Raw genomic sequence first — 12,421 nt, 5'->3', positions numbered from 1 at the left:
GGGTAACGCGGAGGGACGCAGGCGGGTTTCCGGTCTCGGCGGTGCCGAATTCCGTGTCCTCCGAATGGAGGACGCAAACCCCTGTGGTGGAGGCGCTCCAGCTGTGTTTCGCACGGCCGAAGAGCTCATCTCCCGTATCGGGGGGCAGATACGCCGGTTCGCGATCAGAAGCGAGCGGCAGTCCGCTGATCCGCCTGGAGGCGTGGATCGGTCAGGAAGGACATGTGTGAGCAACACCGATCTTTTGAGCGACGTGGGTAGCGACACGGCCGGATCGAACGGCACGGCCCCCGCTCCCAAGCGGGCGGTCGGCGGGCTGACCGGTAAGACCGTCGCCGAACTGCGTTCGCTGGCTGGGGAGCTCGGCGTCGGCGAGACGACGGGCATGCGCAAGGGTGACCTGATCGCCGCGATCCGCGAGCGTCAGGGCAAGTCCCGCAAGCCGCGTGCGACGGCGGAGACGCTGCCGCTGGACGGCGTGGGCGAGCCGCCGAAGGCGGCGGCCCCCAAGGCCGAGCCGAAGGCCGAGGCGCCCGCCGCCCCGGTCGAGACCAAGCCGGAGCCGAAGGCCGAGGCGTCCGCGCCGTCGGACGCCCAGCCGCAGGCCGAGCGCCCGCAGCAGGACAAGCAGGACGGTCAGCAGGGTCAGGACGGCCAGCCCGAGGAGGGCGGCCGCAGCCGGCGTCGCCGCGGCTCCAACCGCGCCGCCGGGTCCCCCGACGGCCAGCAGGGCCAGAGCGACCGCCAGCAGGGCCAGGGCGGCGACCGTCAGCAGGGCGACCGTCAGCAGGGTGAGCGCCAGCAGGGCGACCGCCAGCAGGGCGGCGACCGCAACCGCGACCAGCAGCGCCAGGGTGGTGGCAACCGCGGCGACAACCGCAACGACCGCCAGGACGGCAACCGCCAGCGCAACCAGCAGCAGGACGGCAACCGCGGCGGGGGTCAGGAAAACAACCGCGACAACCGCGCCCAGCAGCCGGACGACGACGAGGAAGGCGGCCGTCGCGGCCGTCGCTTCCGCGACCGCCGTCGCCGGGGCAGCGGTGGCGGCCGGCCCGAAGGCGGTTCGCCGGACACCGAGATCCGCGAGGACGACGTCCTGCTGCCCGTCGCGGGCATCCTGGACGTGCTGGACAACTACGCGTTCGTGCGGACCTCCGGCTACCTCGCCGGCCCGAACGACGTGTACGTCTCGCTGTCGCTGGTCCGCAAGTACGGCCTGCGCCGCGGTGACGCCATCACCGGCGTCGTGCGCCAGCCGCGTGACGGCGAGCAGCAGCGGCAGAAGTTCAACCCGCTGGTGCGCGTCGACTCGATCAACGGCCTGGAGCCGGACGAGGCCAAGCGCCGCCCCGACTTCACCAAGCTGACGCCGCTGTACCCGAACGAGCGGCTGCGCCTCGAGACCGAGTCGCACAAGCTCACGACCCGCGTGATCGACCTGATCATGCCGGTCGGCAAGGGGCAGCGCGCCCTGATCGTGTCGCCGCCGAAGGCCGGTAAGACCACGATCATGCAGGACATCGCGAACGCGATCTCCACGAACAACCCCGAGTGCCACCTGATGGTCGTCCTGGTCGACGAGCGTCCGGAAGAGGTCACCGACATGCAGCGCTCGGTGAAGGGCGAGGTCATCGCCTCGACCTTCGACCGGCCGCCGGCGGACCACACCTCGGTCGCGGAGCTGTCCATCGAGCGGGCCAAGCGCCTGGTCGAGATGGGCCACGACGTCGTCGTGCTGCTCGACTCGATCACCCGCCTGGGCCGGGCCTACAACCTGGCGGCTCCGGCGTCCGGCCGGATCCTGTCCGGTGGTGTCGACTCGACCGCGCTCTACCCGCCGAAGCGGTTCCTCGGCGCGGCGCGCAACATCGAGAACGGTGGCTCGCTGACCATCTTCGCCACGGCGATGGTGGAAACCGGCTCGACGATGGACACGGTCATCTTCGAAGAGTTCAAGGGCACTGGTAACGCGGAGCTCAAGCTCGACCGGAAGATCGCCGAGCGCCGGGTGTTCCCGGCCGTCGACGTCAACCCGTCCGGTACTCGCAAGGACGAGCTGCTGCTGAACCCGGACGAGCTGGCCGTGACCGTGAAGCTGAGCCGGGTGCTGCACGCGCTCGACTCGCAGCAGGCCATCGACCTGCTGATCTCGCGGCTGCGCAAGACGAAGACGAACACCGAGTTCCTGATGCAGGTGTCGAAGACCGCCCTCGGTGGCGGCGAAGACGACTGAGTCCTGGCCTGCGGAAGGGCCTTCCCGGCGTGCCCGGGGAGGCCCTTCCGCGCCGGGAATAGCTGGTCAGCGGGGTACGTTCCAGTACTCGTCAGCCTGTCTGGCAGAATTACCCGCTGAAGTCCGGCGCCGGTTCACCCCGTGGGAACGACTGGGGACCCGGAGCCAACGAGAGAGGACACCATGAAGAGCGGCATTCACCCCGAGTACGTAGTCACCGAAGTGAACTGCGACTGCGGCAACAGCTTCACCACGCGCAGCACCAAGACCAGCGGCAGCATCCACGTCGAGATCTGCTCCAACTGCCACCCGTTCTACACGGGCAAGCAGAAGATCATGGACACCGGTGGCCGGGTCGCGCGCTTCGAGGCTCGCTACGGCAAGCGGCAGAAGAAGGACGCCGACGCCAAGTAGCTTTTTCCACGGCGCCCACCCGGACTTCCGGGTGGGCGCCGTTTCTTGTCTTTGGTTTTTCCGGGCTGAGAGGTGGCAGAGGTGGATTCGAGCTCGCTCAAGGGGCTGCTCGCCGAGCACGCGGAGCTGGAGACGCAGCTCGCGGACCCCGCCGTGCACGCCGACCAGGCGCGCGCCCGCAAGCTCGGCCGCCGTTACGCCGAGCTGACGCCGGTCGTCCGCGCGGTCCACGAGCTCGACACGACCCGGGACGACCTCGCGGCCGCGCGGGAGATGGCTTCGGAGGACGCGGAGTTCGCCGCCGAGGCCGAGGAGCTGTCCGCGAAGATCCCCGAGCTGGAGTCGAAGCTCACCGAGCTGCTGATCCCGCGCGATCCGTACGACGGCTCCGACGTGGTGATGGAGATCAAGTCCGGCGAGGGCGGCGAGGAGTCGGCCCTGTTCGCCGGCGACCTGCTGCGCATGTACCTGCGCTACGCCGAGCGCCACGGCTGGAAGGCCGAGGTCCTCGACTCGGTGGACTCCGACCTGGGCGGCTTCAAGGACGTGACGCTGTCGATCAAGACGAAGTCGGCGGTCGTCGACGGCGTCTGGTCGCGCCTGAAGTTCGAGGGCGGCGTGCACCGCGTCCAGCGCGTGCCGGCGACCGAGTCGCAGGGCCGGATCCACACGTCCGCCTCCGGGGTGCTCATCTACCCGGAGCCGGAGGAGGTCGAGGTCGAGATCGACCCGAACGACCTGCGCGTCGACGTCTTCCGCTCGTCGGGCCCGGGTGGCCAGAGCGTGAACACGACCGACTCGGCGGTCCGGATCACGCACCTGCCGACCGGCATCGTGGTGTCCTGCCAGAACGAGAAGTCCCAGATCCAGAACCGCGCGCGGGCCCTGCAAGTGCTGCAGGCGCGGCTGCAGGCGATCGCGGAGGAGGAGGCGGCGGCCAAGGCGTCCGACGCCCGCCGTTCGCAGGTCCGCACGGTCGACCGCTCGGAGCGGATCCGCACGTACAACTTCCCGGAGAACCGCATCTCGGACCACCGGGTGAACTACAAGGCGTACAACCTCGACCAGGTCCTCGACGGCGACCTGGACGGCGTCCTGGACGCCCTGGCGACGGCGGACCGCGAAGAGCGCCTGGCGGCTCAGTCGGGCTGAGTCCCCGGTTGCCGCGGGAGCTGCCAGCACAGGCAGAACGGGTGCCCGGCCGGGTCCGCGTAGACCTGGAAGTCGCCCCCGGGCGCCGCCGGCTTCAGCACCGTGGCGCCGAGGGCCGTGACGTGCTCGTGCGCTTCGGCGAAGTCCTCGACCCAGAGGTCGAGGTGGATCTGCTGCTTCGTCGGACCATCCGGCCACTCCGGCGGCACGTGGTCCGGAGCGAGCTGAACGCCGATGCGCGGCGCGCCGTCCACCATGACCATGTGCCAGTCGCTGTCCTCGTCGACCTCCCCGCCGAGCACGCCCGCCCAGAAGCGGCTCTCGGCCGCGAGGTCGGCGGCGTCGAAGGCGACGACCTGGTGTTTGATCCGCATCGCCCCAGTCTGCCGGAGCGCGCCGTACGTGTCAGCGGACCGCGGGCTCCTCGGGCTCGCGGAACGCGTCGAACACCTCGGTCGCCGGCTCGGGCTCCTCGTCCGGCTCTTCCGCAACCGGCGGAGCGGGCCGCGGGAAGAAGCTCAGCACCGCGAACACCGCCGCCAGGAACGTCGGGAAGAGCGTCAGCAACTGGTGCTTCACGCCCTCGACGCCCTCGCCCAGCGCGGACAGCCCGAACTGGCCCACCGCGAACAGCAGCAGGAAGAACACCACGATCCCGTACTCGCGGGCCCGGCGGCGGAACGCGCGGACCCCGGCCCAGCCGACCAGCAGCCAGAACGGGACCAGCAGGAAGAGCCCCAGCGGGGCCGCCAGCGCGGACAGCCCGGACAGCACCGGGACCCGGAACTCCTGCGCCATCGGCGGCAGCCCGGAGGTGTCGGCGAAGCTGCCGAGCCGGGACGGGCGCGCCGTGAGCGTGTCGACCGCGCCCTGCTGGAGGATCTGCAGCGTGCGGCCCGGGTGGGACGCGTAGTACTTGACCACGTTGCGGCGGCTGATCTTGTCGCGGAAGCCGTTGTAGTCCGCGTCCTTCCACGGGCTCACTTCCCACCAGCCCGTGCCGATGAACTTCTTCGCGGACGGCGGCAGGCCCAGCGCCGCGAGGTCGGCGTCCGTGTCGTGCTTGCCGTCGACGATGCTGTCGAACACCACGTGGTACATGTTCGCTTCGCGGTACTCGGCGTTGGCCGGGTCGCCGTGGGACTGCACCGCGGCCGTGCCCGCGCCGACGACCAGCAGCACGCCCAGCGGCACCAGCCACCGCGCGCGGCCCTTCGCACCGAGCGGCCGGACCAGCGCCAGCGCCAGCACGAACAGCGGGATCAGCAGCAGCGTCTGCGACTTCGCGTTGATGCCGATCAGCGCGCCCACCACGGTCAGCGCCGCGCCCCAGTACCGCCACGCGCCCGTGCGGTGCATCAGCAGCAGCCCGCCCGCGGTCAGCAGCATCCCCAGGAACCCGGCGCCCTCGCTGAGCACCGAGGCGAAGTAGCCGAAGAACGCCGAGTCGGCCATCACGAGCAGCAGCAGCACAGCGGCGATGACGCGGTTGCGGCGGCTCAGCTCCAGGCCGAGGACGGTGGCCGCGACGCCCGCCGCGACGAGCACGCACGTGATCGCGCCGAGCACCAGCAGGTTGAGCTCCGCCGACGAGCCGAGCACCTTCCCCAGCTTGCTCGCGAACCAGTCGAGCCACGCCTGGCTCGAGATGTAGTCGGTGTGGCACACCTGGCCCGGCCCGTAGCTGAAGTGCACGTAGTACTCGGGCTTGATCTCGGGGTGCCGGCCGCCGAGGTCGCACAGCAGGCGCCAGCCGTCGCCGTTGTCGGCCATCCCGATCGGCCTCGGCACGAGGAACCGGAGCAGCAGAACGCCGAGGGACAGGACGAAGACGCCCAGGCCGAAGCGCAGTTCACGGGATCGCACCCGGAAGAGCGTACGAGATCACGCTGAGTCGGCGGGTGCGGCACCGGGTACCGGGCTCACCGGGCGGTGCCGGAACACGACGTAGTGGTAGAGCAGGTAGTTCCAGAACAGCCCGACGACGATCGCGGCCCCCTTCGGGACCAGCAGGTTAACGCCGGTGAACAGGTGGCTGACCAGCCAGATGACGAAGAACTGCACCACCCAGAGCCCGAACGCGGTGACCCCGAAGAACAGCAGCGCCTGGCGGCGGAGGTCGCCGTCCTTCGCCCGGAACGTGAAGTTCCGGTTCAGCGTGAACGACAGGAGCATGCCCGCCGTCGTCGAGATGAAGTTGGCGACGAACACCGGCAGGCCCAGCGTCGCCAGCAGCGCATAGCCGAGCGCGTCGACCAGCGTGTTGCCGATCCCGACGATCCCGAAGCGCACCTGCGTGGCCGTGAGGAGTTTCATCGGGCCGCGCTCCGGCTGTCTTCGGCGGACTCGGGGACCCCCGTGCGCACCGACGCCACCGTGTACAGCGGCCGGTTCTGCACCTGCGAGTACGTGCGGCCGATGTAGCTGCCGAGCACGCCGAGCATGATGATCTGGATGCCGCCGAGGAAGAACATCGCGATGGTGATGAACGCCCAGCCGGGCACCGCGGTCTCCGGCGCGAACAGCTTCACCCCGACGACGTAGAGCACGCCGACGAAGCTCAGCAGCGAGATCAGGTACCCCATCCGCGTGATCATCCGCAGCGGCGTCACCGAGAACCCGAGGATGCCGTCGGCGGCGAAGCGCAGCATCTTCGTCAGCGGGTAGCCCGTGACGCCGGCGTAGCGCTTGTCGCGGTCGAACAGCACGGCTGTCTGCTTGAACCCGACGTAGCTGACGAGCCCGCGCAGGAACCGGTCGCGTTCGCGGTACTTGCGCAGCTCGTCGACGACCTTGCGGTCCACCAGCCGGAAGTCGCCGGTGTTCTTCGGGATTTCGACCGCGGCCATCTTCTGCAGGAACCAGTAGAACGCGCTCGCGGTGTACCGCTTGAACGGCGGGTCCTGGCGCGACCGGCGCTGCGCGTAGACGACGTCGTAGCCCTCTTCCCACTTCTCGAGCAGCTCGAGCGCCACGCGGGGCGGGTCCTGCAGGTCGCTGTCCATGACGATCACCGCGTCCGCGTCGACCAGGTCGAGCCCGGCGGTGACGGCCATCTGGTGCCCGAAGTTGCGGGAGAACTCGATGACCGTGACGCGCGGGTCGCGCCCGGCCAGCTCGGTGAGCCGGGCCAGGGAGCCGTCCCGGCTGCCGTCGTCGACGTAGAGGAAGCTGAACTCGTACCGCCCGGCCAGCGGCGCGGTGACCTCGCCGACCGTGCGGTGCAGCACGTCGATGTTCGCTTCCTCGTTGTAGATCGGAAAGATGAACGCGACCCGGCGGCGCGTGGTCGGCTCGGTCGGCACTGGCGCTCCCGTGGGTCGGCGTCTCGGGCATCCTAGGGTCCGGCGACGGCCTCGGCGAAGGTGGTCATCCGCTGCTCGAAGGTCCCGGCCGGGCCGAAGTGGACGGCCACCGCGTCCGCCCCCGCCAGGATATACGCGCGGAACAGCGCGACCGCGGCGGCGAGATCGGTGCCGTCCCATTCCATCCTGGCGGTTAACCGCCGTTCACGGTCCTGCGTTCCCGCAGTTAACGGCGGTTCACCGCCGGTCGTCATGGCCTTCAGTTCGCGAGCGCGTTCGCCGAACTCGGCGGGGGACAGGCCGGCGCTCGTCCAGCCCGCGCCGATCCGCGCGGCCCGGCGCAGCGCCACGGCCGAGTTGCCGCCGACGGAGATCGGCACCGGGCCCGCGGGCCGCGGCTCGAAGTACCCGCCGCCGGGGCCGCGGCCGGTGCGGAACAGCTCGGCGAGCAGGTCCAGCGTCGCGTCGGTCCGCTTGCCCCGGTCGCCGAAACCGGCGCCGACCTCGGCGAATTCGGGCTCGTTCCAGCCGCTGCCGACGCCGAGGGTGAACCGGTGCCCGGACAGCCGGTCGAGCGTCGCGACCTGCTTGGCCAGCGCGTACGGCTCCCGCAGCGGCACGATCAGCACCGACGTCCCGAGCCGGATCCGGCTGGTCAGCGCGGCGATGTGCGCGAGGGTGACCAGCGGCTCGTAGACGCCGCCGAAGACCTCGCCGTACGCGCCGGGCGGGATCAGGTGGTCGGGCAGCCAGGCGGCGTGGTAGCCGAGGTCCTCGGCGAGCCGGGCCAGCTCGGCCGGCCGCGCGGGGTCGAGGTCCGGTTCCTCGCTCGGCAGGACGACTTCCAGGAAATGTTCGGTCATGCCGGTGACGTTAGACATTCACATCAGTGTGAAGGTCAACTTTCGGGGGGCGGGAAGTGCGGATCGGCGAGCTCGCGGAACGCACCGGCGTCAGCACGCGGCTGCTGCGGTACTACGAGGAGCAGGGCCTGCTGACGGCCTCGCGCGACCACAACGGGTACCGCGCCTACGCCGGCGACGCCGTCATCCGCGTCCGGCAGATCCGGCGGCTGCTCGGGGCCGGGCTGACCACCGGGGTCATCGCCTCGGCCCTGCAGTGCGCGAGCGGCGAGGAAGCCCGCCTGGACGTGTGCCCGGAGCTGTCCCGGTTGCTGCGTCGCGAGCTGACCGCGATGGACGACCGGATCGGGGCGCTGCAGCGGCGCCGGGACGCGCTGGCCGGGTACTTGTCGGCCGGGCGCTGAGGCTGCCTCGATACGCTGGACGGCGTAGGACCGGCGCGTGTCCTCGCGAGGGAGTTCCGCCTGGTGTGCCAGGCTTGACGAGGTGAAGGACGACGAGTGAATCGGCAGCCGCTGCGCCTGGCCATCATTGAGGCCACCCGGATCCTCGAGCGCGCGGGCGTCGCCTCGCCGCGGTTCGACGCCGAGGTGATCGCGGCGCACGTGCTCGGGGTCGAACGCGGGCGGCTGCCGATGGTGCCGCTGGTCGACCCGCCGGTCGTCGAGGCCATCGGCCAGCTCGTCCAGCAGCGCGCGAAGCGGATCCCGCTGCAGTACCTGACCGGGTGGGCCGCGCTCGGGGACATCACCGTCGCGGTCGGCGCCGGCGTGTTCGTCCCGCGCCCGGAGACCGAGCTGCTGCTCGAGTGGGGCGTCAAGTTCCTGCAGGGCCGGGAGTTCCCGGTGGTGGTGGACCTGTGTACCGGCTCCGGCGCGCTGGCACTGGCGGTCGCGCACGCGCGGCCGGACGCGGTGGTCTACGCGGTGGACGTCGACCCGCAGGCGCTGGCCTGGGCGCGCCACAACGCCGACGTCCACGCGGACGCGGGCAACACGCCGATCCGCCTGTACTCGGGCGACATCGGCGACCCGACGATGTTCGCCGAGCTCGACGGCCTGGTCGACCTGGTGCTGTGCAACCCGCCGTACGTCCCGGAGGGCACGCCGGTGCCCCCGGAGGTGGCGGAGCACGACCCGCCGCGCGCGGTTTTCGCCGAGGAGAGCGGGCTGGCGGTGATCCGCCACGCGATCGCGGCGGGCGCGCGGCTGCTGCGCCCGGGCGGCGGCCTGGCGATCGAGCACGACGACACGCACGGTTCGGCGGTCCCGGCCCTGGTCCGGGCGCGGCGCGTGCTGACGGGGGTCGAGGACCACGCGGACCTGACCGGCCGGGCCCGGTTCGTCACCGCCCGCCGGCTGGGCTGAGCCACTCCCGGCAAGTCCGCCTACGGGCGGGTCCGCAACGTCGTGAACGAGACGCCGGAGGAGGCCGCCGCGGCAGCCTCCCCCGGCCTCACGCTCAGAAGCCGAACGCCGTGCAGCTCGCGGTCGCCGTCTTCGACGAGTCGCTCACCGACGTCGCCGTCAGCTTCACCCGGGCCGCCAGGTCGCCGCCCGCACCGCGCTTCGCGTACGCCGGTACCTTCACGTGGCCGCCGAACTTCGCCGTGGCCAGCTCGTTCGGCAGGCGGACCTGCCAGCCTCGCGCGTCCGTCGAGACGCTCAGCCGGTACGTGTCCGTGTCGTACGGCGCCTGCGCGCCGCGGGCCGAACCCGTGTTGAGCAGGCCGAAGTCGCACGTCGCGAGTCCGCCGCGGGCGATGGACGGCAACGCCGGGGTCAATGCCGCGCCGCGGGCCTGGCTGCCCGCGCCGTCCAGCGAAGCCACCGTCACCGTGTACGACAGGATTCCCCGCCGGTCACGGGCCAGGTCGGTGATCAAGAACCGCAGGCGGTTCGCCTGGTCGGTGTACTCGTACGGGCTCGCCGCCTCGGTGCCCGCCTTGAACAGGGCGTCGTTGAGCTGCCGGTAGTCGCCGATGGTGATCTTCACCGGGGTGCCGTCCGGCTTGGTGTAGTCGGTGATCCCGATGTCCTGCGGGTTCGCGTCGATCACCCAGTCGAAGGGCGCGTTGTCCTTGTTCTTCGTCTTGGTGATCATGACGCCGGAGTCCGGGGCGAACGAGTCCGAGCCCATCCGGTCGACGACCTCGACCGTGTAGTTGTCGTAACCGCCGCCGTCGCAGAACGGGTCCTTCGCCCGGTCGCACTTCGGCGCCTTGTCCCCGTCCGTGAGCTTGATGTTCATCCCGGTGAACGCGCCGGGCTGCGCCTCGGCCTCCCGCGCGGTGATGCGCGCCGACACCGGACCCGTCTTGGCGAGGTCGTTCCGGTCCAGCTGCAGGACGTCCGCCGGGTCGACGATGCCGAGCTTCAGCTTGTTGCGCAGCTGGTGCTGGGCGCCCATCGAGCTGCCCTGCGTCGCCGGGATCTGCCAGCGCGTGTGCGGGCCGCCCGGGCCGTTGAACGTCCCGCGCGACAGCATGTCCCACGGGCCGCTGTAGCTGCGGGACGGCGGCACGCCGAACGGGTTGTTGTAGTTGTCGCCGATGCCCAGGATGTGGCTGAACTCGTGGGCGTAGGTCGACTGGCCGGAGCTTTCGGCCTGCACCGAGCTGCCGTCCTGGGCGTTCGGCCAGATGCTGGCGGCCGACGCCCACGACGTCCACGGCACGTACCGGGTCGCCGCGTAGTTGGGCAGGTCGTGGTTCGGCGGGCCGAAGCTGTCGGGCACGGTCTCCTTCGTACCGAACTTCATCTCGCCGAACTCCTGCCAGGTCGAGCTCTCGTCCTGGCCGGCGGAGAGGTAGAAGACGAAGTCGAACTGCTTCGCGGTGTCGCCGACGTCGGCGCGCCAGGCGTCCCCGGCGTCCTTGCGGATGTCGCGGGTGCAGTTCGCGCCGGGCGGGCAGGCGCTCGGCTGGAACTCCATGCCGTACTCGTAGGACTTCCCGGGCATCCGGTACGGCCCGAACGCGGTCAGCTGCACGCCGAACCGGCCGCCCGAGTCCTCCATCCAGTACTCGTTGATGGTGTGGCCGTTGTTGAGCGCCTCGGGCTTGTTGAGGAAGTCCTGGTAGTACTGCGCGACCTGGGCTCGCGGGATGTTCGCGGCGGCCGGGCCGGGGTTGCCGAAGATGGTCGACTTCGCCGGCTTCGTGACGACGAAGTCCTGGTCCGGGTAGTCGGCGAGGACGACAGCGCCCTTGAAGGTGCGCTGGGTGGGCTTGAGCGAGGGATCGGCCCAGTTCGTGCCGGGGACCTTGCGGTAGTCGGACCAGGTCATGTGGTCCTGGTTCTCCCAGTGCGCGGCGTCGATCGGGGCCGGCCAGTCACGGGTGAGCGGTTCCGCCGCGGCGGTGCCGGTGCCGAGCCCGGTCAGGACGGTGACCGCGGCGAGCAGGGCGAGCGCTTTCGCGGTTCTGGGGCGCATGTGCGGCTCCTTCACTGGGAACCCACGGGGGTTGGTGGTTCCCGGTGATCGACCGTATTGAGCCGCGCTGCCGGAGTTCTGCCGCGACGGGAGGTTTACCCGCTTGCCCCACGACGAAAGTCTGGCTGGGTTGTCAGCCTGGCATGGTGGGCTCGGTGCGGTGCCACCCGGGCGGGCGTTGTGGACAGGTCCGGCCCCGCGCGCCGGGAGCGCCGGAAACTGTCGGTGCCCGCCGGTAGCGTGGAAGACGGGGGGCGCCCCCAAGGGCACCGGTGTGACGCGGCGAACGCCCGCTCCGGCGGCCGGACTACTCTTGGCGCCCATGAGCGTGGTCTACGACTGCAGCAAGCGGGAGACCCGGGCCGACGGGCTGGCCGCCGCCGCGGGTGCGGTGCGGTCGAGCAGGCTGGTCGTCCTGCCGACCGACACGGTCTACGGCATCGGTGCCGACGCCTTCGACGCGGGGGCCGTCCAGGCGCTGCTGCGCGCGAAGAACCGCGGCCCGGACATGCCGGTCGGCGTCCTCGTCGGCTCCTGGTCCACTGTGGACGGACTCGTGCTCGGTGTGCCGCCGCAGGCCCGCGCGCTCATCGAAGCCTTCTGGCCCGGCGACCTGTCCATCGTGCTCCCGCACGCGCCGAGCCTGCAGTGGAACCTCGGCGACGCCCGCGGCACGGTGATGCTCCGGATGCCGCTGCACCCGGTCGCGCTGGAGCTGCTGCGCGACGTCGGGCCGATGGCCGTCTCGAGCGCGAACGTCTCCGGCCGCCCGCCGGCGAGCACCGCGCAGGAGGCGCAGGAACAGCTCGGCGACTCGGTCGCCGTGTACCTCGACGGCGGGTCGAGCGGCGAGCCCGTCGCGTCGACCATTGTGGACCTCACGGGCACCGAGCCGGTGGTGCTGCGCGAGGGTTCGGTCGCCAGGACCGCGGTCGCGGAGGTGCTCGGTGTTCCCGCGGAATCCTTGGCCTGAAGCCGGATCACGGCAGTTTCCGCGGCACGATAGCGTGTCGCGG

12 protein-coding genes are annotated in these 12,421 nt (G+C 71.0%); 6 read left to right on the top strand and 6 right to left on the bottom strand.

Annotated features, from left to right (window positions below; all coding sequences use genetic code 11):
• Window positions 1–226: 226 nt before the first annotated feature.
• From rho to prfA, 3 genes are all read left to right on the top strand, one after another.
• Window positions 227–2,236, top strand: coding sequence for a transcription termination factor Rho (gene rho, locus CF165_RS15635; RefSeq protein WP_093948230.1), 2,010 nt, complete (start codon window positions 227–229; stop codon window positions 2,234–2,236).
• 183 nt (window positions 2,237–2,419) lie between these two features.
• A complete protein-coding gene (gene rpmE, locus CF165_RS15630) occupies window positions 2,420–2,650 on the top strand; it encodes a 50S ribosomal protein L31 (RefSeq protein ID WP_093948229.1) in 231 nt (76 codons plus the stop codon).
• Window positions 2,651–2,731: 81 nt separating this feature from the next.
• Window positions 2,732–3,802: a peptide chain release factor 1 gene (gene prfA / locus CF165_RS15625; protein ID WP_093948228.1), complete on the top strand. Its 1,071-nt coding sequence runs from the start codon at window positions 2,732–2,734 to the stop codon at window positions 3,800–3,802.
• On the opposite strand, the gene CF165_RS15620 is transcribed toward prfA, so the two are convergent.
• Genes CF165_RS15620 through CF165_RS15600 form a run of 5 tightly spaced genes read right to left on the bottom strand, consistent with a single transcriptional unit; the run spans window position 3,790 to window position 7,970 of the window.
• Window positions 3,790–4,176: a VOC family protein gene (locus tag CF165_RS15620; RefSeq protein WP_093948227.1), complete on the bottom strand. Its 387-nt coding sequence runs from the start codon at window positions 4,174–4,176 to the stop codon at window positions 3,790–3,792. The two genes, prfA and CF165_RS15620, sit on opposite strands and share 13 nt — an antisense overlap.
• 31 nt (window positions 4,177–4,207) lie before the next feature.
• Complete coding sequence (gene wsfD / locus CF165_RS15615) at window positions 4,208–5,668, bottom strand: glycan biosynthesis hexose transferase WsfD (protein ID WP_093948226.1); 1,461 nt, start codon at window positions 5,666–5,668, stop codon at window positions 4,208–4,210.
• Window positions 5,669–5,686: 18 nt separating this feature from the next.
• Window positions 5,687–6,118, bottom strand: coding sequence for a GtrA family protein (locus tag CF165_RS15610; RefSeq protein ID WP_093948225.1), 432 nt, complete (start codon window positions 6,116–6,118; stop codon window positions 5,687–5,689).
• Window positions 6,115–7,107, bottom strand: coding sequence for a glycosyltransferase (locus tag CF165_RS15605; protein ID WP_093948224.1), 993 nt, complete (start codon window positions 7,105–7,107; stop codon window positions 6,115–6,117). Before CF165_RS15605 ends, CF165_RS15610 begins: the two co-directional genes overlap by 4 nt.
• Window positions 7,108–7,139: 32 nt before the next feature.
• On the bottom strand, window positions 7,140–7,970 hold the full coding sequence (locus tag CF165_RS15600) for a TIGR03619 family F420-dependent LLM class oxidoreductase (protein ID WP_205660868.1): 831 nt from the start codon (window positions 7,968–7,970) through the stop codon (window positions 7,140–7,142).
• A gap of 56 nt (window positions 7,971–8,026) precedes the next feature.
• Here CF165_RS15600 and CF165_RS15595 point away from each other — a divergent pair, with 56 nt between their 5' ends.
• Window positions 8,027–8,374 carry a MerR family transcriptional regulator gene (locus tag CF165_RS15595; protein WP_093948222.1) on the top strand — a complete coding sequence of 116 codons (348 nt, stop codon included), beginning with the start codon at window positions 8,027–8,029 and terminating at the stop codon, window positions 8,372–8,374.
• 96 nt (window positions 8,375–8,470) lie between these two features.
• Window positions 8,471–9,337 carry a peptide chain release factor N(5)-glutamine methyltransferase gene (prmC, locus tag CF165_RS15590; RefSeq protein ID WP_093948221.1) on the top strand — a complete coding sequence of 289 codons (867 nt, stop codon included), beginning with the start codon at window positions 8,471–8,473 and terminating at the stop codon, window positions 9,335–9,337.
• Between the two features lie 94 nt (window positions 9,338–9,431).
• Here prmC and CF165_RS15585 read toward each other — a convergent pair whose 3' ends face one another.
• On the bottom strand, window positions 9,432–11,405 hold the full coding sequence (locus CF165_RS15585; protein ID WP_093948220.1) for a M6 family metalloprotease domain-containing protein: 1,974 nt from the start codon (window positions 11,403–11,405) through the stop codon (window positions 9,432–9,434).
• Between the two features lie 322 nt (window positions 11,406–11,727).
• Between CF165_RS15585 and CF165_RS15580 the strand changes: the two genes are divergently transcribed.
• Window positions 11,728–12,378 (top strand): L-threonylcarbamoyladenylate synthase, encoded by a 651-nt coding sequence (locus CF165_RS15580; RefSeq protein WP_093948219.1) that lies wholly within the window; start codon window positions 11,728–11,730, stop codon window positions 12,376–12,378.
• Window positions 12,379–12,421: the final 43 nt, after the last annotated feature.

It is taken from the genome of Amycolatopsis vastitatis (genome assembly GCF_002234595.1).
Taxonomy (GTDB): domain Bacteria; phylum Actinomycetota; class Actinomycetes; order Mycobacteriales; family Pseudonocardiaceae; genus Amycolatopsis; species Amycolatopsis vastitatis.
The sequence above is the reverse complement of the archived record's forward strand: the minus strand, read 5'-3'. Positions and strand labels throughout refer to the sequence as shown.